Annotated in this window: 25 protein-coding genes and 1 other RNA gene; 15 read left to right on the top strand and 11 right to left on the bottom strand. The window is 30.6% G+C overall.

From position 1 onward, the window contains the following. Nucleotides 1–13: 13 nt before the first annotated feature. Nucleotides 14–1,744, bottom strand: a complete 1,731-nt coding sequence (gene dnaX, locus ASC41_RS14685) for a DNA polymerase III subunit gamma/tau (protein ID WP_055437398.1) — start codon at nucleotides 1,742–1,744, stop codon at nucleotides 14–16. A 283-nt stretch (nucleotides 1,745–2,027) separates the two neighbouring features. Here dnaX and ASC41_RS14680 point away from each other — a divergent pair, with 283 nt between their 5' ends. The 5 genes from ASC41_RS14680 to rnpB all read left to right on the top strand — a co-directional run bounded on the left by ASC41_RS14680 (nucleotide 2,028) and on the right by rnpB (nucleotide 5,061). Continuing rightward, entirely contained in the window at nucleotides 2,028–2,357 is a 330-nt protein-coding gene (locus ASC41_RS14680; RefSeq protein ID WP_055437397.1) for an ArsR/SmtB family transcription factor, read from the top strand. Nucleotides 2,358–2,404: 47 nt separating this feature from the next. Beyond that, the gene (locus ASC41_RS14675; protein WP_055437396.1) at nucleotides 2,405–2,872 is read left to right on the top strand and encodes a DUF6428 family protein; all 468 of its coding nucleotides are present in this window, start codon (nucleotides 2,405–2,407) and stop codon (nucleotides 2,870–2,872) included. Nucleotides 2,873–2,915: 43 nt separating this feature from the next. Then, nucleotides 2,916–3,527 (top strand): arsenate-mycothiol transferase ArsC, encoded by a 612-nt coding sequence (locus ASC41_RS14670; protein ID WP_055437395.1) that lies wholly within the window; start codon nucleotides 2,916–2,918, stop codon nucleotides 3,525–3,527. A 1-nt stretch (nucleotide 3,528) separates the two neighbouring features. Continuing rightward, nucleotides 3,529–4,575: an ACR3 family arsenite efflux transporter gene (gene arsB / locus ASC41_RS14665; protein WP_055437394.1), complete on the top strand. Its 1,047-nt coding sequence runs from the start codon at nucleotides 3,529–3,531 to the stop codon at nucleotides 4,573–4,575. Nucleotides 4,576–4,759: 184 nt separating this feature from the next. Beyond that, an RNA gene (gene rnpB, locus ASC41_RS14730) (RNase P RNA component class A) lies at nucleotides 4,760–5,061 on the top strand. 59 nt (nucleotides 5,062–5,120) lie between these two features. Here rnpB and ASC41_RS14660 read toward each other — a convergent pair. The 3 genes from ASC41_RS14660 to ASC41_RS14650 are packed head-to-tail and all read right to left on the bottom strand — an operon-like array spanning nucleotide 5,121 to nucleotide 7,221. Then, complete coding sequence (locus ASC41_RS14660; RefSeq protein ID WP_055437393.1) at nucleotides 5,121–5,678, bottom strand: RsmD family RNA methyltransferase; 558 nt, start codon at nucleotides 5,676–5,678, stop codon at nucleotides 5,121–5,123. Next, complete coding sequence (locus ASC41_RS14655) at nucleotides 5,679–6,503, bottom strand: DUF3822 family protein (protein WP_055437392.1); 825 nt, start codon at nucleotides 6,501–6,503, stop codon at nucleotides 5,679–5,681. It lies immediately after the preceding gene. Beyond that, nucleotides 6,484–7,221 (bottom strand): hypothetical protein, encoded by a 738-nt coding sequence (locus ASC41_RS14650; protein WP_338034483.1) that lies wholly within the window; start codon nucleotides 7,219–7,221, stop codon nucleotides 6,484–6,486. The genes ASC41_RS14655 and ASC41_RS14650 overlap by 20 nt, the downstream gene beginning before the upstream one ends. A 124-nt stretch (nucleotides 7,222–7,345) precedes the next feature. On the opposite strand from ASC41_RS14650, the gene ASC41_RS14645 reads away from it, so the two are divergent. From ASC41_RS14645 to ASC41_RS17195, 10 genes are all read left to right on the top strand, one after another. After that, nucleotides 7,346–8,773: an ATP-dependent DNA helicase gene (locus ASC41_RS14645; RefSeq protein WP_055437391.1), complete on the top strand. Its 1,428-nt coding sequence runs from the start codon at nucleotides 7,346–7,348 to the stop codon at nucleotides 8,771–8,773. Nucleotides 8,774–8,905: 132 nt separating this feature from the next. Continuing rightward, nucleotides 8,906–9,118 (top strand): hypothetical protein, encoded by a 213-nt coding sequence (locus ASC41_RS14640; RefSeq protein WP_055437390.1) that lies wholly within the window; start codon nucleotides 8,906–8,908, stop codon nucleotides 9,116–9,118. Then, nucleotides 9,108–9,674, top strand: a complete 567-nt coding sequence (locus ASC41_RS14635; protein WP_055437389.1) for a DUF4126 domain-containing protein — start codon at nucleotides 9,108–9,110, stop codon at nucleotides 9,672–9,674. Before ASC41_RS14640 ends, ASC41_RS14635 begins: the two co-directional genes overlap by 11 nt. Nucleotides 9,675–9,736: 62 nt before the next feature. Next, nucleotides 9,737–10,465, top strand: a complete 729-nt coding sequence (gene kdsB / locus ASC41_RS14630; RefSeq protein WP_055437388.1) for a 3-deoxy-manno-octulosonate cytidylyltransferase — start codon at nucleotides 9,737–9,739, stop codon at nucleotides 10,463–10,465. A gap of 59 nt (nucleotides 10,466–10,524) precedes the next feature. Then, nucleotides 10,525–11,229, top strand: a complete 705-nt coding sequence (locus ASC41_RS14625) for an HAD family hydrolase (RefSeq protein ID WP_055437387.1) — start codon at nucleotides 10,525–10,527, stop codon at nucleotides 11,227–11,229. A gap of 2 nt (nucleotides 11,230–11,231) precedes the next feature. Next, nucleotides 11,232–11,849 carry a CatA-like O-acetyltransferase gene (locus ASC41_RS14620; protein WP_055437386.1) on the top strand — a complete coding sequence of 206 codons (618 nt, stop codon included), beginning with the start codon at nucleotides 11,232–11,234 and terminating at the stop codon, nucleotides 11,847–11,849. Between the two features lie 28 nt (nucleotides 11,850–11,877). Continuing rightward, entirely contained in the window at nucleotides 11,878–12,960 is a 1,083-nt protein-coding gene (locus tag ASC41_RS14615) for an iron-containing alcohol dehydrogenase family protein (RefSeq protein WP_055437385.1), read from the top strand. 1 nt (nucleotide 12,961) lies between these two features. Then, the gene (locus ASC41_RS14610) at nucleotides 12,962–13,510 is read left to right on the top strand and encodes a 1-acyl-sn-glycerol-3-phosphate acyltransferase (protein WP_055437384.1); all 549 of its coding nucleotides are present in this window, start codon (nucleotides 12,962–12,964) and stop codon (nucleotides 13,508–13,510) included. A 420-nt stretch (nucleotides 13,511–13,930) separates the two neighbouring features. Next, complete coding sequence (locus ASC41_RS17200; RefSeq protein ID WP_241489680.1) at nucleotides 13,931–14,554, top strand: hypothetical protein; 624 nt, start codon at nucleotides 13,931–13,933, stop codon at nucleotides 14,552–14,554. A gap of 149 nt (nucleotides 14,555–14,703) precedes the next feature. Beyond that, nucleotides 14,704–14,916, top strand: a complete 213-nt coding sequence (locus ASC41_RS17195) for a hypothetical protein (RefSeq protein ID WP_241489679.1) — start codon at nucleotides 14,704–14,706, stop codon at nucleotides 14,914–14,916. 73 nt (nucleotides 14,917–14,989) lie between these two features. Here the strand turns inward: ASC41_RS17195 and ASC41_RS14600 are convergent, their stop codons facing one another. The 7 genes from ASC41_RS14600 to ASC41_RS14570 all read right to left on the bottom strand — a co-directional run bounded on the left by ASC41_RS14600 (nucleotide 14,990) and on the right by ASC41_RS14570 (nucleotide 21,593). Beyond that, on the bottom strand, nucleotides 14,990–15,712 hold the full coding sequence (locus tag ASC41_RS14600) for a YebC/PmpR family DNA-binding transcriptional regulator (protein ID WP_055437383.1): 723 nt from the start codon (nucleotides 15,710–15,712) through the stop codon (nucleotides 14,990–14,992). 169 nt (nucleotides 15,713–15,881) lie between these two features. After that, a complete protein-coding gene (locus ASC41_RS14595) occupies nucleotides 15,882–16,916 on the bottom strand; it encodes a hypothetical protein (RefSeq protein WP_055437382.1) in 1,035 nt (344 codons plus the stop codon). Beyond that, on the bottom strand, nucleotides 16,916–18,970 hold the full coding sequence (locus tag ASC41_RS14590) for a carboxy terminal-processing peptidase (protein WP_055437381.1): 2,055 nt from the start codon (nucleotides 18,968–18,970) through the stop codon (nucleotides 16,916–16,918). Before ASC41_RS14590 ends, ASC41_RS14595 begins: the two co-directional genes overlap by 1 nt. A gap of 69 nt (nucleotides 18,971–19,039) precedes the next feature. Further along, nucleotides 19,040–19,330, bottom strand: a complete 291-nt coding sequence (locus ASC41_RS14585) for a 4a-hydroxytetrahydrobiopterin dehydratase (protein ID WP_055437380.1) — start codon at nucleotides 19,328–19,330, stop codon at nucleotides 19,040–19,042. Nucleotides 19,331–19,345: 15 nt separating this feature from the next. Then, the gene (locus ASC41_RS14580) at nucleotides 19,346–19,741 is read right to left on the bottom strand and encodes an HflX-like GTP-binding protein (RefSeq protein ID WP_055437379.1); all 396 of its coding nucleotides are present in this window, start codon (nucleotides 19,739–19,741) and stop codon (nucleotides 19,346–19,348) included. An 87-nt stretch (nucleotides 19,742–19,828) separates the two neighbouring features. Continuing rightward, entirely contained in the window at nucleotides 19,829–20,662 is an 834-nt protein-coding gene (locus ASC41_RS14575; protein WP_055437378.1) for a sugar nucleotide-binding protein, read from the bottom strand. A 16-nt stretch (nucleotides 20,663–20,678) separates the two neighbouring features. Further along, nucleotides 20,679–21,593 carry a glutaminase gene (locus ASC41_RS14570; protein WP_055437377.1) on the bottom strand — a complete coding sequence of 305 codons (915 nt, stop codon included), beginning with the start codon at nucleotides 21,591–21,593 and terminating at the stop codon, nucleotides 20,679–20,681. Nucleotide 21,594 lies beyond the last annotated feature (1 nt).

The raw sequence follows: 21,594 nt of genomic DNA, 5'->3' as shown, positions 1-21,594 counted from the left end.
ATAAATGTTGTTTTTAAAGATCTAAATCAAACGTCTTACGCAACAATTCGATATTAGGATTTTTCTCTTTTAGCTTTTCGTATTTCTCATCTGGAGTGTATGCAAACTTCTTTTGCATTTCTTCATTTATATCGATATCTAAGCTTATGTCGTAGTTTTTAAGTGTCTTCCTAAGATATTGTAACAAATCAAAAGACTGTCTTTCAACTTCTACTTTATTTGTAGAATTTGGAAAAGTTAAGTGTATGGTAGTTCCTTTTAAAGTAGGCTTATCTATAGATAATATTGCTGCAAGATTCATTTTTCCTTCAGCTTCAATTTTTACAATAAAAGCATTCCAAACTTCTGTTAATTCCTCTTGATTAAAAGGTTCTGTAGGTAAATTTTCTTCGTCAACAACCTTGTCTAGTTGTTTTATTTCGTGCTCTTTTTTAGCACGAATACTCTTTAAAGATAAGCCAGAAGTACGTTTTGTTTGGCTATTTAAAACAATTTTTGGTCTACTAGGAGTAGTGTGTACAATGGTTTTAGGTTGACTATTAGCAACAGCTTGCACCTTATTTTCTATTACTTCTTTAGGATGATTTATTGTTGTTTCTATAGGTTTCTTTACAGGAATAGGAGTAATACCAACGCGTTTAAAATAAGAAGGCGGAATTATGAACCGACTACTATTTTTTTTTTCTCCATCGAAAGTGATAGAGGCAAGTTGCATGATACAAAGTTCGACGAGTAGTCGTTGGTTTTTACTGGATTTGTATTTTAAATCGGTTTCGTTAGCCATTTCAATACCTTTAAGTATAAAGGACTGCGAAGCTTTTTTAGATTGCTCTAAATACTTTTCTTTAGTTTTATCTCCAACCTCTAATAATTCTATAGTAGCAGGATTTTGGCAAACTAATAAGTCTCTAAAGTGTGATGCTAAACCAGAAATATAGTGATGTCCATCGAAGCCTTTAGATAAGGTTTCGTTAAACTGAAGTAATAATTCGGGAATTTTATTCTCTAATATTAAATCTGTACTCGTAAAATAGGTTTCGTAATCAAGTACGTTTAAGTTTTCTGTAACGGCTTGTCTTGTTAAGTCTTTACCAGAGAAACTAACTACACGGTCGAAGATAGATAATGCATCTCGCATGGCTCCATCTGCTTTTTGTGCTATAATATGTAGTGCATCATCCTCAGCAATAATACCTTGCTCTTTTGCAATAAATTTTAAGTAGTTTTTAGCATCTTTAACGGTAATACGTTTGAAATCGAAAATCTGACAACGTGATAATATCGTTGGTATAATTTTATGTTTTTCAGTAGTTGCTAATATAAAAATGCAGTGCTTTGGTGGCTCTTCTAAGGTCTTTAAAAAAGCATTAAAGGCTGCTTGAGAGAGCATGTGTACTTCATCAATAATATAAACTTTATATTTTCCAACTTGTGGCGGAATACGTACTTGGTCTGTTAAACTTCTAATATCATCAACCGAGTTGTTTGATGCTGCATCCAATTCAAAAATATTGAAAGCATAATCTTCGTCTCCAGTTTCTGTACCATCACTATTTATCATTTTAGCAAGAATACGTGCGCAACTAGTTTTACCAACACCACGAGGACCTGTAAATAATAAAGCTTGTGCTAAATGATTATTCTCAATAGCATTAAGTAAAGTATTTGTAATAGCAGACTGCCCAACAACGTCCTTAAACGTTTGTGGTCTGTACTTTCTGGCTGATACTACAAAGTGCTCCAAGTTTTATATTAAATTTAGGTAAGCACAAAATAGTGCTATTTTAATGAATTATTTTAAGAAGTAACAAAGTTAAAAATACAATTCACAATTTTGAATTTTGTAAGCTAAATTTAATAGGAGTTATTAACAATAATACGGTTTAAGTAAAAAGAATTATAGTTATAATTTTAGGTTTTAAATTGTGAAATATTAAAGTTTTAGATTTTTTTAAATAAATAAATTGCAAAACAATATTTAGTTTTAATTATTAATTGTAATATTGCAATGAACTAATATAGCAAAAATGGGATTAGCAAAAACTGAAATGTTTACAGATAAGCAAAATGAGATCGCTCTTTTTGCAAAAGTCTTTGGTCATCCAGCTAGAGTTTCTATTCTACAACATTTGTTTAAAATAGATTCTTGTGTGTGTGGTGATTTGGTTAACGAAATTGGTTTGGCTCAACCAACCATTTCTCAACATTTAAAGGAGTTAAAGCACTTAGGTTTAATTAAAGGTAATGTAGAAGGAACAAGTGTTTGCTATTGCATAAACAAAGAGAATTGGTCTAGTATGAAAGCCATTATGATCGATTTTTTAGATCAAGATGTTTCAAATAAAGAATGTTGTTAAAAAAAATTTAAATTATTAATCGTATAATCGCAATAAACAAATATATTATGAAATTATCAGAAGTTAAATCAACGTTACAAGATTTAAAAACTATAGGTTTTAAATTACCAAATGGAGAATTAGTACCAAACCATTTTCATGTTACTGAAGTTGGAAAAATAACAAAACATTTTATTGATTGTGGTGGTACAGTTAGAAATGAAGAAGTGGTAAACTTTCAACTTTGGAATGCAAATGATTATGATCACAGGTTGCATCCTGAAAAATTGTTAAGTATTATTGAACTTTCTGAAAAAATTTTAGGTATTGAAGATTTAGAAATAGAAGTAGAGTATCAATCTGATACCATTGGAAAATTTGGATTAGATTTCGATGGAGTAAACTTCCTTTTAACAAACACACAAACCGATTGTTTAGCAAAAGATAAATGCGGAATTCCTGCTGAAAAGCCAAAATTACAATTTTCTGATATTCCAACAGGAAACTCTTGTGAACCAGGAAGTGGTTGTTGTTAAAAGTAATAGTAACATTTAGAAAATAATAATAAAATAATCTACCATGTTTTTAAATATTGCAACTACAATAAAAGGCTTAAATCCAGAATCTATTACTATGGAGCGTAAAATAGTTTTACAGCCCTTAATAGATTTTATTCAGTTAAAAATTTCAAATAAACAAGAAATTAGAATCAATTTTATTTGCACTCATAACTCACGAAGAAGCCATTTATCTCAGATATGGACGCAAGTATTAGCTCACTTTTTTAGTATTAAAAATGTAGTTTGTTATTCTGGAGGTACAGAAATCACAGCTCTATTTCCTATGGTGGTTAATACATTAGAGAACTCTGGTTTTAAAATCAAAACAATTTCGAAAGGCAATAATCCTATTTATAGTATTAAATACGATAATAATGAGCATCCAATAATTGGTTTCTCTAAAAAATTGGACGACGATTTTAATCCTAAATCTGAATTTGCAGCAATAATGACTTGTGACTCAGCAAACGAAGCTTGTCCATTTGTTCCGGGTGCAGAAAAACGTATTCCAATAACTTTTGAAGATCCAAAAGCTTTTGATAATACACCACAACAAGCTGAAAAATACAACGAAAGAAGTCTACAAATAGCAACGGAATTATTTTTCGTTTTCTCTCAAATAAAATCGTAAAATGGCAAATAAAAAATTAAGTTTTCTTGACAAAAATCTAACGTTATGGATATTTGTGGCTATGGCTTTAGGTGTTGCAATTGGTTATTTTATACCAACATTCCCAGATGTAATAAATACCATGAGTAATGGGACAACAAATATTCCCATTGCTATAGGTTTAATATTAATGATGTATCCACCTTTAGCAAAGGTTAACTACGCACTATTACCAAAAGTGTTTAAAAACACTAAAATACTTTCTATTTCATTGATATTAAATTGGATAGTTGGTCCTATTTTAATGTTTGTTTTGGCTATTACTTTTTTACGCGATTATCCAGAATACATGGTTGGTTTAATTTTAATTGGCCTAGCACGTTGTATTGCTATGGTTTTGGTATGGAATGATCTTGCTGAAGGTAATAGCGAGTATGGCGCAGGTTTAGTAGCATTAAATAGTGTTTTTCAGGTATTTGCGTATAGTTTTTATGCATGGCTTTTTATAACGGTACTTCCTCCTTATTTTGGTTTTGAAGGTGCAATTGTAGATATTTCTATTGCAACAATTGCAGAAAGCGTTGCCATTTATTTAGGGCTTCCATTTGTAATGGGAATATTAAGTAGACTCATTTTAGTGAAGCTGAAAGGAGAAGAATGGTATACTAACACTTTTATACCCACTATCTCTCCATTAACTTTAATGGCTCTTTTATTTACAATTATAGTTATGTTCTCGCTTAAAGGAGAATTAATAGTCGAAATCCCTATGGATGTTTTAATTATTGCTGTGCCTTTACTTATCTATTTTACGCTTATGTTTATTATTGGTTTTTTTGTTACAAAAGCCACAGGAGCCGAGTATGATAAAACCACTGCCGTAGCTTTTACTGCTGCTGGAAATAATTTTGAATTAGCAATTGCAGTCGCAATTGCCGTTTTCGGCCTTAATTCTGGTCAGGCATTTGCAGGAGTAATTGGACCGTTAGTAGAAGTTCCAGCATTAATATTATTAGTTCGCGTTTCTTTTTGGTTACGTAAAAAATACTACGTTAAGCCAAGCGTATAAGGCGATGTAAAGTATTTATAGTTATTAAGTATAATATTATAGCAGTCTAATTTTTAATTTAGGCTGCTATTTTTTTTATTAAAAAGTAAAGCGCAACTGCTTAATGTTTTAAATAAAATCTAAATCTTTAAAATAAAATACTATTCACTATAATAATATATACTAGTTTATTGTAATTTCGCGACAAGTAAATCGCCTTATCGCGTCTTATTTATAAGATGAGGAAAGTCTGGACACCATAGTGCAATATAGTGGTTAACAGCCACCAGCCGTGAGGTTAGGAAAAGTGCAACAGAAAGTATGTACAGGTAATGCTGTAGTGAAACCAGGTAAACTCTATGTGGTGCAATGTCATGTAAACTAGCGCTTGAGCGTGCACGCGCGAGCTAGAGGGTAGGCAGCTAAAGTATATTGGTAACAATATGCGTAGATAAATGATAAGGGCTCGAAAGAGAACAGAATCCGGCTTATAGATTTACTTAAATAAACAAGCCCTTTGAAATTTCAAAGGGCTTTGTTTTTATAATATATTACTGTTTGTAAATTTATTCTTCCTCATCACTAGTTTTTCCTTTAAAAAAGCTAAACATATTACCGCCATAACTTTTAGAATGGCTATAGTTTATTAAATGCGAAAGATCTGTATGTTTAGAATGCTCTACAATTAATAAACCACCTATTTCTAATAAATCATTTTTGAAAACCAGATCTGGAATTTTAGAAAATTCTTCTACAGGAAAATCATAAGGCGGATCTGCAAATATAATAGTAGCCTTAGTTCTGCTTTTTTCTAAAAACTTAAAGACATCGCTTTTTATGGTTTGTATTTGCATGTCGAAACTTTCGGCAGTTTCGTTTATAAACTTAATACATCCAAAATTTGCATCTACAGCTGTAATGTTTTCTGTACCTCGAGAAGCAAATTCGTAACTAATATTTCCAGAACCAGAGAATAAATCTAAAACTGAAATGTCTTCGAAATAATATTGATTGTTTATAATATTAAACAAAGACTCTTTAGCCATATCTGTAGTTGGGCGAATAGGTAGCTTTTTTGGAGCTGTAATTCTTCGGCCTTTAAATTCTCCTGAAATTATGCGCATTTAAATATGAGTTAAAAGTGTGAAATGTGAGTGATCGTTTTTTATATTGTTGTTAGCAGAGAAATTATCTTTCCTACTACCAAAAGAAATATGTCTAACATATTTATAAAGTATACTATAAAGAGCATCGTCTTTAATAATAGAGCCTAATAATACAGTTTCAATAACTTCTGGATTAAGATTTAATTGTTCTGCTGTAAATAAAACATAATAAATAAAATCTTGAGTGGTATGGTATTCAAAAGTGTTATAAAGTGCCAAGGCTCCTTCTTTTGTAACTATAATTTCAAAATGTGTTGCATTTATATGTATGTACATTTTGTTACCGCTAGCATTCTTCTCTTGAGATAAAATCTCTTCTATTAAAATAGTAGAGTAGTGCTTGTATGTAAAATCTCCAAAGCGTTCGTAAATGTAATTATTTACGTTTACGTATGGTACGTAGACGTTTACAGTTTCGTTTACAGAGATGGTATCGAAAGTAATAAAATCTGTTTTAAGTATTTTAGTATTAAGTTTCAAATAGTCTGCAATGGCATCTTCATTAAATAAAGGTTTAGGAACCAATGTTGCTAATTCATTTACATGAATAACTAATACATTATCAAAATCTTCATTTAACCATTCTTTAGTATTAAATGTATGCTTTATAGCATCAAGTAATTCAAAAGGTGTTACTTTTTTATCGAAAACAATATGTTCAATTTTTGCAATTGTACTTTCTTTTGTGTTTAGGATATAAAAAGAAAGTCCATTCAAACTTATTTGAATGGACAATGCTTTATGCGTTATATGTTTACTATTACTATTTTTTGATTGGATCATAAACTTTCGGCCAGTTTCCATTTACTTTCACTTCTTCCATAGAACCAATTTTAATAGCATCACCATTAATTTCTTCTACAGAAAATGCATTTTCTTCTTTCTTAATTAAATCTTTAGGCTGATCGTGTAAGATGTCTTTTTTCCAAGCTACAGCTTCGAATACAGGTAACTCTTTACCTTCTTCACCAGCAGTTCCAGCTTTTAATGCAAATTTAGTACCTTCTTTTGTAAAAGGAATATTCATCATAGATTTGTAACGAGAAGATTTTTTAAATAAAGAATCTTTTACAGAAACAAAATCTAAAGTATCTACTATGGTTATTTCTTTATTATAAACAATTCCACCGTAAGCTTTAGTTTTTTCTTCATCTAAAACAGTAGAATCTCTACGTTCGATAATGGCAAACTTACCTGTTTCTATAAACTTAATTAACTCACTATAGTCTCCTGTAAATTTTCCGTTTACCTCCTTATATGCTAATTCAGAATCTCTAATATCTACTAATTTTTCAATAACTGCAGCATAGCGTTCTTGCTTAATGTTATGAAACTTAATTTCATCGTAAACAGAATTAAAGGTTAAGTAACCTAAAGCAAAAATACCAATCCAAAGTAAAATGGATATTGGTGCCTTAAATTTTGAGGGAATGTACTTGTCTATTGCCCAAACAATTCCAACAGTTAGAAGAATTACAACTATTACAGCAATTATTATCATAATTTTATTAATTTATTTAGTTAATGGTCTATCGCAAATCTACAATTTTTTTTTGTTCGTAAAAACCAATAAGAGTAAAAATCATTTATATCTTTGAATTATTCTTAAATTCTTAAAAGCCTTAATGACCTCTTCTCAATTTTATTCCCTTATAAAACAGCATTTTCCGTTTACTCCAACAGTAAAGCAAGATATATTATTATTACAACTTTCTGAGTTTATTTTTAAAGATAATAAAAACGACCTTTTTTTACTGAAAGGTTATGCAGGAACAGGAAAAACAACAATTATAGGTACTATAGTTAATAATTTATGGCATGCAAAAATGAGTGCTGTATTAATGGCTCCAACAGGTAGAGCTGCAAAAGTGATTAGTAATTACTCTAAAAAAGAAGCGTTTACTATTCATAAAAAAATCTATTTTCCTAAAAAAGATTCAGGTGGAGGCGTAAAGTTTGTTTTGCAGCCCAATAAGCATAAAAACACCATTTTTATAGTTGATGAAGCATCTATGATTCCAGATACACCATCAGACACTAAATTGTATGCTAATGGCTCTTTGCTAGACGATTTAATGCAATATGTATATCAAGGGCAGAAATGTAAATTACTTTTAATTGGAGATACAGCACAGTTACCGCCTGTAAAACTAGATTTAAGTCCTGCTTTAGATGAGAATTTATTGAGCTTAAATTATGATAAAGAAGTTACTAAAATGGAATTAGACGAAGTTATGCGTCAAGGTCAAGACTCCGGAATTTTAGAAAATGCTACTTTATTAAGAGAAACTATAGCTAGTTCTTTTTTCGAAAATTTTCAGTTTAATATTAAAGGTTTTCCAGATATTGTAAGGCTTGTGGATGGTTACGATATTATGGATGCTATTAACGATGCATATAGCACTCTAGGAAACGAAGAAATGGCAATTATTGTGCGAAGTAATAAACGAGCGAATTTATATAACCAGCAAATACGAAGTAGAATTTTATTTAATGAAAATGAACTCTCTGCTGGTGATTACCTTATGGTAGTTAAGAATAATTATTTTTGGTTAAAACCAACAAGTGAAGCTGGTTTTATTGCCAATGGAGATATTATAGAAGTACTTGAAATATTTAGTATTAAAGAATTGTATGGTTTTCGATTTGCTGAAGTTAAAATACGTATGGTCGATTATCCTAAAATGATTCCGATTGAAACGGTATTATTATTAGATACAATTAATGCCGAAACACCTTCTTTACCTTACGAAGACTCTAACCGTTTGTATCAAGAAGTACAAAAGGATTACGAAGATGAAACAAGTAAATACAAGAAGTACTTAAAAATAAAAGGCAATAATCATTTTAATGCTTTACAAGTGAAATTTTCTTATGCTATAACATGCCACAAATCGCAAGGTGGGCAATGGAATACAGTATTTGTAGAGCAGCCATATTTACCCGAAGGTATAAATAGAGATTATTTACGTTGGTTATATACCGCAGTAACTAGGGCAAAAGAAAAATTGTATTTAATAGGTTTTCCTGATGAATTTTTTGAAGCTGAATAAAAGATTCTAGCATCTTTTATCTAATATTAAAACAATTGTTTTTGGTAGAAAGAAACTTATCTTAAAATTAATTATTAAAGATTATATTGTAGGTAATTTAGAACAAACTATTTAATTATACTTTTTTATTTTATGAAAAAATATCGACGTTGGATTATTGAAGGTATGATATTTGTAATAATCATGATGAGCTTCTCAATTGTATTAGATATCATCAACCATGATTTTACATGGGATAATATGTTTAAACGTACTATAGTCTGGTTAATTGGAGGTGTAGTTTACAGTTTTGTAATGTACTTTGCTTATAAAATATCTCTTAATAAATTAAAAAATGACAACTGAAACAATAATTAGTATTTGCTTAGGTATAGGTTTAGCGGCATCTGTTGGTTTTCGCGTATTTGTACCATTATTTGCATTAAGCTTAACTGCTTATATGGGTGGTTGGGAATTAAACGAATCTTGGCAATGGATTGGAAGTCTATCTGCTTTAATAGTTTTAGGCGTAGCCACGGTTGTAGAAATTTTCACCTATTATATCCCTTATGTCGATAATTTGTTAGATTCTGTAGCGATTCCATTAGCAGCAATTGCAGGAACAGCCGTAATGGTATCTACAGTTGCAGATTTAAGTCCTGTAATTACATGGGCTTTAGCAATAATTGCAGGCGGAGGAACGGCAGCAGCAGTTGCAAGTACATCTGGTGCAACTAGGCTGGCATCTACAGCTACAACAGGTGGTATTGCAAATCCTGTAGTTTCTACTGTAGAAACAGGAACTGCAGTTGTAATGTCTGCAGTTTCTATAGTTTTTCCTGTAGTAGCTATATTTTTAGTAATCCTTATATTATTCATTATTTTTAAGCTTTATAAAAAGTTTAAATCTCGTAACGCTTAAATTCAGTATAAAAATTATATTTTTGACTTGTTAATAATTCTGCTAAAACTTCAGCTTAATAAATGAAAATTATCGCAATGATTCCAGCACGCTACAGTGCTTCACGTTTTCCTGGCAAACTTATGCAAGATTTGGGAGGTAAACCTGTAATTACTAGAACCTACGAAGCTACAGTTGCTACACAATTGTTTGATGATGTAGTTGTAGTAACAGATAGTGATATCATCTTTAAAGAGATTGAAAGTATTAATGGAAAAGTAGTAATGAGCATTAAAGAACACGAATGTGGAAGTGATAGAATTGCAGAAGCCATCGAGTTTATGGATGTGGATGTTGTTGTAAATGTTCAAGGAGATGAGCCTTTTACAGAGGTAGATTCGCTAAGAAAATTGATTAAAGTATTTAAAGAAGATAAGGACAAAGAAGTGGATTTAGCATCGTTAATGGTACATATTACTGACGATGATGAAATAAAAAATCCAAATACCGTAAAGGTAATTGTAGATCAAAAAGATTTTGCTCTTTATTTTTCGCGTAGCCCAATACCATATCCTAGAGATAAAGAAGTGGCTACAAAGTACTACAAACACAAAGGTGTTTATGCCTTTAGAAAAGAAGCTTTATTAGACTTCTACCGTTTACCAATGTTAATGTTGGAAGCATCAGAAAAAATAGAATGTATTCGCTATTTAGAGTACGGAAAACGTATAAAAATGGTAGAAACAAATGTTCAAGGCGTAGAAATTGATACACCTGAAGATTTAGAACGCGCTAAGAAATTGTGGAAATAACGAAAGTTAATTTCCGCTTTAAAAATAGAATTTATAATAATTAAAAGAGTTTAATACTATTGAATAAAGACTACCAAAATATAAAAGTAATTGGTTTTGATGCAGATGATACGCTATGGGTTAACGAAACTTATTTTCGTGATGCTGAAAGCGAGTTTGCAAAGCTTTTAAATAGATTTGAAACCGAGAATAAAATAGACCAAGAGCTCTTTAAAATGGAAATGAAAAACCTTCCAGTTTATGGTTATGGTGTTAAAGGTTTTGTTTTATCTATGGTAGAAATGGCATTAGAATTATCTAATAACACAGTCTCTAATACTACTATTTCAAAAATATTAGACATTGGTAAGGATATGATTAATAAACCTGTAGAGCTACTTGATGGAGTAGAAGAAGTGCTTGCAGAATTATCAAAAAACTATAAGTTAATTGTAGCTACTAAAGGCGATTTGTTAGACCAAGAACGTAAGCTTCAAAAATCTGGATTGCTAGGTTATTTTCATCATATTGAAGTATTAAGTGATAAAAAAGAAGATAATTACAGTAAATTATTAAAGCGATTAGATATTGAGCCAGAAGCCTTTTTAATGGTTGGAAACTCTTTAAAGTCTGATATATTACCATTAATTAATATAAAAGCGCACGCTATACACGTTCCTTTTCATACCACTTGGGCTCATGAACAAGTTAAAGAAATGGACACAAATGGAAAAGACTACAAAACTTTAAATAGTTTATTAGAACTTCCTAAATTATTGAATTAAAATTGAAAGAATTAGATATAAATACATGGAATAGAAAGGAACATTTTGAGCATTTTTCAAAACTGAAAGATCCTTATTTTGGTATAACCATTCCGTTTAATGTAACAAAAACTTATGCGTTTTCTAAAGATAACAAAGTGAGTTTTTTCGGTACTTATTTACATGCTTGCATGCAAGCCATTAATGGTGTCGAAAATTTAAAATATAGAATTGTAGACGATAAGGTGGTAATTTTTAATAGCATAAATGCTTCTGCAACTATAATGAGAGAGAATAAAACATTTGGTTTTTCGTATATAGATTATAATGAGAATTTAGACTTATTTTTGTCTAATTTTCAAGACGAAAAACAACGTATTAATACTTCAAGCAATCTATTTCCACCTAAAAATGGATTAGATTGTATCCATTGTTCCGCTTTGCCTTGGTCGGATTTTTCTGGCCACAAAGAGCCCGTTTCAGGTTTGCAAGAATCTGTTCCCAAATTAGCATTTGGAAAAGTGAAAGAAGTCAATAATGAAAAAATAATGAATGTAGCAATAAATGTTAATCATGCACTTGTAGATGGTTATCATTTAAGTTTATTTTCAGAATTATTTCAGAAAAAACTAAATAAGTAATAACTTTACAAACTAAGACTAAAAGTCAATGAGTTATAAGAATTTTCCAATGGTGTCTAGAGTAATATTTGGACGAGGTAGTTTTAATCAATTAGAAGAAATTCTCTCTCCTAAACGACTAAATACCAAAGCACCATTTATATTTTTTGTGGATGATGTTTTTAAAGGTAACGCTTGGTTAACCTCAAGAATTCCGTTGTCTTACGACGATAAATTAATATATGTCTCTGCAGAAAAAGAACCTGAAACGTCTCAAATAGACAAACTAGTAGAAGACATTATTCTAAATTATAAAGAGCTGCCATCCGGTATTATTGGTATTGGAGGAGGTAGTGTTTTAGATATTGCTAAAGCAGTAGCTATTATGCTTACTAATGAAGGAGAGTCTAAAGATTATCAAGGATGGGATTTAGTTAAAAATCCTGCGATTTATCATGTTGGTATTCCTACAATTTCAGGAACAGGAGCAGAGGTATCTAGAACTACTATTTTAACAGGACCTGAACGTAAACTAGGTATTAATAGTGATTATACACCATTCGATCAAGTAATGTTGGATCCAGAATTAACAAAAGATGTACCTAAAGACCAATGGTTTTACACAGGAATGGATTGTTTTGTGCATTGTGTTGAATCACTTAATGGTACCTTTTTAAATGCTTTTAGTAAAACTTATGGAGAGAAAGCATTTACACTTTGTAAACAAATTTTTCTTGAAGATAATTTAAGCGATGAGGAATCTCAAGACAAATTAATGATGGCGAGTTGGCACGGAGGTATGAGTATTGCTTATTCTCAAGTTGGTGTTGCTCACGCATTAAGTTACGGTTTAGGTTATTTACTTGGCGTAAAGCATGGTGTTGGTAACTGTATTGTATTCGATCATTTAGAGGAGTACTATCCAGATGGTGTTGCTATGTTTAAAGCTATGAAAATTAAGCATAATATTACTTTACCTCAAGGTATTTGCAAAGATCTATCGGACAAAGAATTTGATATCATGATTAATGTTGCATTAAGCTTAGAACCACTTTGGGAAAATGCAATTGGTAAAGAATGGAAAAAGACAATAACACGAGATAAGTTAAAAGCACTCTATAAAAAAATGTAGTATGCTAGGCTTCTATAAATTTATATACTATAAAGTATTGGGTTGGAAAATTGAAGGTAATACTTCAATGTCTAAGGATACTATAAAAAAAGCTGTCATTATTGCTGCACCACATACCAGTTGGCATGATTTTTATATTGGTGTTTTCCTTAGAAGAGTACTTGATATAAAAACCAATTTTGTTGGTAAAAAAGAATTATTTGTTTGGCCTTTGGGTTATTATTTTAGAGCTGTTGGTGGTGTACCATTAAACAGGAGTACTAACGAGAATAAAGTTGAAGCTATTGCTAAAGAGTTTGATAAATTTGAAGAATTTAGAATCACTTTTGCACCAGAAGGAACAAGGAAGAAAGTAGAAAAGTGGCGAACAGGTTTTTACTACATTGCTAAAGCTGCTAACGTGCCAATAATAATGTTTACATTAGATTTTAAGAACAAAAAAAACACTATTTCGGAACCTTTTTATCCGACAGATGATATTGATGCAGATTTTAAATTCATGCATTCTTTTTATGATGGTATCATTGGTAAAAAACCAGAATATTCTTAACGATTAAGCTTTAAAAAAAATGTTTAAATTTTTCAGATAAAGCATATCTCATTTTAAATAATATACTATTTTTGGTATAATAATTGGAATACATTCCGTGTAGTATGCGGATGAAACATAAAGTAAACTTTGCCAAGTCCCTAAAAAGAAACATTTACCTACTACAAGATTATAAGAGCTACTTAACCTATGTGAAGTAGCTTTTTTTTGTTTTAATTTCTGTCTGATTTTCTGTCTGATTTTCTGACTGAATTTTTTAAAGTAAAAAATAGCTAACTGTAATAGATACAGTTTTTTATTCAAATTTTACATTTAACACTTTTCAATAAAACTTCAGTTTATGTGTTAATTTATATAAAGAGTAAAACCAACAATATCTTTGTTACGTATGTAGACTATAATAATTAAAACCAATTTAGTATGACAATTTTAAAAAATTCGATTAAATTATGTAGTCTTTTCGCTTTAGGAGCATTAATTTTTACATCATGCAGTAATGATGATGATACTGGAAGTACAGGAAATCCATCTCTAACTTCATCAACAAGACTATACACCTCTAACAATACAGATGGTAATATTACATATTATGATCTAACAGACATGAGTAATATTACAACGACATCATTAATAACTACAAGTATTGCAGCAGATGGTGTTTATTATGATGGTAATACAGATACAGCTATTCAAGCTTCTCGTTCTGGTTTAGCACTTGAAGGCTTTACAAATGCAACAACTCAAGTTACTGAATCTAATGTAAATATTGATGTTACTGGTACTGCAGATATGACGAGTCCAAGAGAGGTTGCTGTAAATGGTGATTTTTATGTAGTTGCAGATAACTCTGATGTTGATGGAGATACTACAACACCAGATGGTAGATTATTTATCTACAAAAGATCGGGAATTGTATTTAATGGAGCAGATTTATATGCAGTTGTGGATGCAACTAGTGAATTAGCCGTATTTAATGGTTTTCTATCTAACAGTGCAGACGATACTGTTTTACCATCTAAAAGAGCAGTAGTAGAAGGTATCTAAGAACACATGGTATTACTTACGATGCTAGTACTAACACAGCTGTATTAACAGATATTGCAGATGCAACTGTAAGTACAGATGGTGGATTTCATGTAGTTGCAGATTTTACAACCAAGTTAAATGCTACACCAAACGGAGGAACAATAGCTTTGTCTAATCAAGTAAGAGTTGCAGGTTCTAATACTGTATTAGGAAATCCTGTAGATGTTGCTTATGATGGTGATACGGAAACTGTTTTTATTGCTGAAGCTGCAAATGGTAGAATTCTTGCTTTTAATAATATTGGAACAGGAGTAGATTTAACTCCAGCAGTTAACAACCCATTAGCATCAGCTTCTGCTGTGCATTTATCTAAGGACTAATAAAATTCTTATAATATATAATGTTAAAAAAAATGATCCTCTCGGATGGCATTTTTTTATTTAATCAATTTTATTACTCTTCAGTATTTTCTTGCATAGTATGATATACGTTTTGTACATCATCATTATCATCTAACTTTTCTAAAAGCTTTTCAACGTCTGCTTCTTGTTCAGGCGTTAATTTCTTTAAAACTTGAGGAATACGTTCAAATCCAGAAGAAAGAATTTCAATATCTCTAGATTCTAATTCTGCTTGTATGGCTCCAAAGTTTTCAAATGGTGCGTAAATTAAGATACCATCGTCGTCGGCAAATACTTCTTCTGCTCCAAAATCTATAAATTCTAGTTCTAGCTCTTCAGGATCTAAACCTTCGGCAGGAATTCTAAAATTACAAGTATGATCGAACATAAAAATTACAGAACCAGAAGTTCCTAAACTACCATCACATTTATTAAAATAGCTACGTACATCTGCAACTGTTCTAGTATTATTATCTGTAGCAGTTTCTACAAGTACTGCAATACCATGCGGTGCGTAACCTTCAAAAATAACTTCTTTAAAATCACCTTGACCTTTTTCACTTGCTTTTTTAATAGCACGCTCAACATTGTCTTTAGGCATGTTTAAAGCCTTTGCATTTTGTATAACAGCACGTAAACGTGAGTTACTGTCTGGATCTGGTCCTCCTTCTTTTACTGCTATTACAATGTCTTTTCCAACACGAGTAAATGCTTTACTCATAGCAGACCATCGTTTCATTTTTCTTGCTTTACGGAACTCAAAAGCTCTTCCCATAGTAATTTGTATTTTTATTGCTTCCTTATCTTAAATTTAGAGATAAGGAAATCTATATTTTTAATTTCCGTGTAGACGAAAATTTGTTCGTTATTTATTAATGTGTTACAAATTTAAAAAAAATGTTTGGCTACAAAAATGTTTCAAGCTAAACTATTCTAATACGTGTTTAATCTTTTGGCACATGCCTAGATAAAAACTTAGATTTCGATTCTTCCATTTTTAAAAACACCTTCTGTCTGTCATTATTTAAAGCACCATTTATCTTGTTATAATTAGTTCCAGCTTTATTAATGTCTTTAATTTTTTTATTGTAAGCATCAATTTGCTCTTTGGTACGTTTTTTTTCTGGAGTTTTATCGATAGTTGTTTTTATGGTTTCAAAATCTTCTTTTAAAATTAAATAATCTGAGATTGTAGGAATTTTATTTTCAGATTCATCTACAAAGAAATTAAATACATTTTTATAAGCTAAAATTAAACTTTTATCGGTTTTGTATGGTTCAGTTGTTTTAAGTATTTCTAATCCGTCTTTTGCAGCTTGATTTAATGCATTTGTATTTTGTTGGATACCACTAACATCACTTTTTTCTATTGCTTCCCATAAATACACTTCGTTTATATAGACTTTAAAGAAAATGAGATAAAGCGCATTTGTATGGTCGAACACCTTATTAGATATTGCCATTTTTTTACCTAAATCGTTATCACTTTCAACAATGTTAATATTATGCTTATCGGCAAAAGCGTAGAAGTTTTTTTCGTAATCAACTTGAGATTCCATCATTTTCTCGTCTGCTAATTCTTGAGCTAAAATATAAGCTTCCATTAAGTCGTAAGATTGTTCTGCAACAGCTTTCATGTCTATAATATCGGCATATTCCTTTTTTAGTAAACTCTCGTTTAAACGCATGTGATTTAGTACATTGTTTTTATATTCGTCACCATCAAAACCTTTTGCTTTTTCAATTTTAGCAATAGCACGTTCTACTGTTTTTATTAATACTTCTCTCTTTTTCGAAATACTTTTATCGCTTTTACTATGTGCAACCGCTTTAGTATATTTCCATGTGTTTTTAGTAACGGTTTCTTGTTCTTTTCCAATAAACTCTAGGTATTCTAAAGCAGTATCAAAGCTTTGAGCACTGGCGACAAGTGAGAATAGAAAAAATGAAGCGAAAAGTAATTTAGTTAGGATTTTCATTAGTTATTAATTTGGGTTATTAAATCTTTTAATATGTTTTGCGCTTCGTTTATATAAATATCCTGAGCGAGTGTTTGTAAAACAGCTTTATTCTGTTCTTTGTCTTCTGTATTGTATTCTAAAAGCTCGTTTGTAGATATTGTATTTTTAATGTTAAATAGAGGTGGTGTATCTTCATCCTCATTAAAAATAAAATCTAAAGTTGCTTTTCTACGTTTTTTTTCTTCGGAAATACTCTCCAAAGTAAGTTTGTGTTTTATTCCTTTTTTATAAACGAATTTATATAGTGCTTTATTAATATCTAAAACTCTTTTGAAGCTTTTATCGTTAGTAATACGAGCATTACTTTTAGTATTTATAATATCTATTCCTAATTTAGGAAGTGGAATATGTTTTAAACTAACGCTAGTTGATGTGTTTTGTAATGCATGTGGTTTGTTCTTCTCGGCTGTTTCAAAATTATCATATAACGATGGTAATTTAATATCAGGAATAATACCAACTGCTTGATGGCTTTTTCCAGTAACACGAAAGAATGTTTCTATAGTTAGTTTAGCAAAACCTAAGGTTTCATCTTCGTTTATGGGCATAATACTTTGTGCACTAGATTTACCGTAAGTTGTAGAACCTACAACTATTGCACGGTTATAATCTTGCATTGCTGCAGCAAAAAACTCCGATGCGGATGCACTATAATCATTAACCAAAATAACAATAGGTTTACTATAAAAACTACCACGTTTACGGTCTTTAATAGTATAGTTTTCTCCTGCTTTAGATTTTATAATTGCTACAGGACCACGGTCTATAAACATACCCGAAAGTTCTATCGCTTCTTGCATAGAACCACCGCCATTAAAACGTAAATCGAGAATAAGACCTTCAATATTTTCTTTTTGTAGTTTGTATAATTCTTTAGCAATATCTGCAGTTAGTCCACGACCATTAGGAGATTCGTAGTTGGTATAAAAACTAGGTATTTTAATGTAACCATAATTATTAGTGTCCGAAATAAGATATGCTCTAATGGCATTGTTTTCAACCTTAATATTACTTTTAGTAAGCTTTATGTCTTGAAGCGTTCCATTTTCCTTTTTTATAGAAAAGGTTAATGTTTTATGTTTTTCTTTATTAAGATATAATGCGATATCTTCATTAGAAACACAGTGTATAGTAAACACGGCTTTTCCATTAGAAATGGATTTTATAACATCATCTTCTTCAAATTTACCGTTTTCGAAAGCGGCACTTCCTGGAATTACATGTGCAATGGCAATTTCTCCATTGTCATTTTTTGTTGTAATAATACCAAAAGACATCTGGTTTTTAGAGAGGTTATTTTGGTAAGTTACTTTTTCAGTAGAACTAAAAAAGGTAGAATTAGGATCGTTAACTTTTACATAAGCGTTTAAAAATGCTGATTTCACAAAACGATTAATTCCGCCTTCTTTATTTTGGAATTCGTTTAAAAGGCAAATTTCATTTTCAATAACTATTAGTTTCGCTTCTTTTTCTAAAATTGTAAAATTCTTTTTAATGGCAGCAACAGTATTGTTCTCATCGAGTAATTTTGTAATTATACGATAGCTAATTCGTTTGCGAATACCTTTTTCTAAAGCAGTTTCATCTTTATAATAAGTGTAAAATTTTTGAGGTGTCTGTTGTAATGTTATTGTACCAGAATAATCTAGAGGTTTTTCTTTTAAAGCTTCAAGTTTAGCGATATTAAGTTTAATTCTCTGCTCTAAAACCGAAACATATTTACTTATAAAGTTGCAATTTGCATCTATAATATAGTCATCGAGTTGTAACTCATCTGTACTAAACAGAGTAATATCACTTTGAAGAAAATAGTCTTTATCAGCATCCATCTCCTTAAAAAATAATTTAAAAATAGATTTAGAAGTGCTGTCGTTTAGTGTTTTAGGATTAAAATGATTGGTATTAATCGTTGTTTTAAGCGCAGAAACTTGTTTGCAAAACAAAGTGTTTTCTTGACTGTAGCCAAAAATTGAAACACAAAAAATAAAGGGAACTAAGAATAATCTAATCATTAAGGGCAGTAAATTAGAGTTGTAAAATACAAAAAAAAGTATTTATAATCCTAGTTACTACAGCATTTACTAATCTTCTTCTTCAACAATACCTTCAATGGCTTGCGCAAGTTTTATATCTTTAATAGTAACACCACCAGCATCGTGAGTAGATAATGTAATATTTAGGATGTTGTAGGTGTTAGACCAATCTGGATGGTGGTTTAAAGCTTCGCACTCAAAAGCAATTCGGCTCATGGCACTAAAGCAATCTTTAAAATTATTGAATTCGTATTCTGTATGGATTGCATTTTCGGCATAATCCCATTCTGGTAATTTTTCTAAATGCTTTTCTATATCTTTTTCTGTGAGTTTTAACATGGCGTTTGTTTTAAGTTATTTATCTAAATTATTAAGTGTTACAACTTTTGTTTTAATAAGCGTTTCTATATTTTGTATTTGAGAATTATTCAAGCTATTAATAAACACTACAATATCGGCATTTATATCTTTTGCTAGTTTTTTTAATTCTTCGACTTTACCAGTGCTAATGTAGGTTCGGGAGCTAAGAGGTAAATCGAACATTTTAGAGCCTCCAGGTTTTTTACTTCTTGAAACACCTCTTCTTTGTACAAGTTCTCCAACTATTAGTCCACCTTGATTTATTATTTTATCTCTAATAGGAATAAGATGATCTTCTAGATTTAATTTTGATGAAACCAATCCTGAAATAATTACTCGTTTTCCGTTTATTTGTTGCATTCTAACCATTCCATTTATTAGAAGTTTCATTTTTATAAAAATAAGAATTGTAAGATTGATTCAACAGATTACCTCACTTTTTTTATTGAAAAAGCTCGTAATGACATATAGAGAGAACTAAACCTCTAATTCTTTTAAAACATCTTCACTTTCTAATTGTAAATGCTTTGGTAATTTATTCTCTTTAGCTAAAACAGCTAGATAACGTTCTTCGTTGGTAGTATAAACGTTTTTTAAAATGGGTTTACTAATACCTAAGGTTTCAATAATTTCTTTTATAAAATCATTATGAAGCACTAAATCGCTACTTCCTAAATGAAAAACACCAGATTTATTACGATTAATAATATAATGAATTTGCTGCGTTAATTTGGTATCTGTAGTCACATTCATTACCAAATTAGGAAAGACCTCTATTGGTAAACCTTCTTTTACAAAGGCTTTAATTTCTTTAATTCTTGGCGATTGCGCTCCAAAAACCATTGGTAATCTTATAATTGCTATTTGCTTTTTAGGCATGCGCAATAACATGTTTTCAATTTTAATTTTAAAATGACCATACATGCTATGGCTTAATGTTTTATCCAATTCGTAGCTAGGAAATTTGCTGTAGGCATCAAAAACATTAGCAGAAGATAAATATAATAGTTTTGCATTATTAACAATTACATACTCGCAGGTATGTGCATGCGCAATTATTTGAGCCGAAAAATTACCACGAAGCGCAGATATAATTACGGTAGGTTTTACTATTTCAAGAATCTCAAAAATATCGTCTTCTTCAACATTGTATTGAAAATAATGCTGATTCTTATCAAAGCTATAATTATCTGTTCTATATGTTCCGTAGGTTCTAAAATAGGAGCAGAGCTCTCTATAAATAGCTTCGCCAATAAAGCCGCTGGCACCTAAAACTAAGATTCTATGTTTTTTGTCTATTTCCTGTTTCATTAAAGAATTTTAAATTCTAAAAAATAGAACGGTTTGTTTTAGTAGTAAATTGCTCTAAAGCTTGCATTCCTATTAAAGAATTTCCCTTTGGATTTAATCCAGGAGCCCAGGTAACAATAACAAAATCGTTAGGTAGTAAAGCTACAATACCGCCACCAACGCCACTTTTTCCTGGCAAACCTACTTCGAAAGCAAATTCTCCAGCCTCATCATAAAAGCCACAGGTTAGCATAATAGCATTAATTCTTTTTACTTGGCCTAAAGTTAAGTGTTGCATTTTATTAACACATTCTCCTCTGTTAGAAAAAAGATAAAAAGCGTTAGCCAGTTGCTCGCAATTCATTTCTAATGCACATTGATGGAAATAGAAATCTAAAACAACATCGACATCGTTATTTAGATTGTTAAAAGATTTTAAAAGGTTTGCTGCCGCATAGTTTTTAAAACCTGTGCGTTGCTCGGACGCAGCGACTTTTAAATTATAATTTATGGTTTGATCTCCAGAAATGCCTCTTACATAATTTAAAAAATCTTCTTTAGGATTTTCAAGGTGTGTTACCAAAATATCTGCAATAACAATAGCTCCTGCATTTATTAGTGGATTTCTAGGAATTCCGTTTTCTAATTCTAATAAAGATAAGTGGTTAAATGGGTTGCCAGAAGGTTCTACATCTACACGTTGCCAAATGTTATTACCTTCAAAAGCAATAGCTTTAGATAAAGCTAAGACTTTAGAAACACTCTGTATAGAGAATGGTTTATCCCAATCTCCAACTTGGCAATTTTTGCCATTTACTTGCTTTAAATATATACCAAAACTAGTATTGCTTTGCTTTGCTAGTTCTGGTATATAAGAAGCTACAACACCTCTGTGTGTTGTATATTTTAAATCGTTATGGATTTCTTCAATAATATTTTGGAAATCTATCATA

The sequence above is a fragment of the Lacinutrix algicola genome, from assembly GCF_001418085.1.
GTDB classification, from domain to species: Bacteria; Bacteroidota; Bacteroidia; order Flavobacteriales; family Flavobacteriaceae; genus Lacinutrix; species Lacinutrix algicola.
Note: the sequence above shows the minus strand (reverse complement) of the source record. Positions and strands in the feature narration are given on the sequence as shown.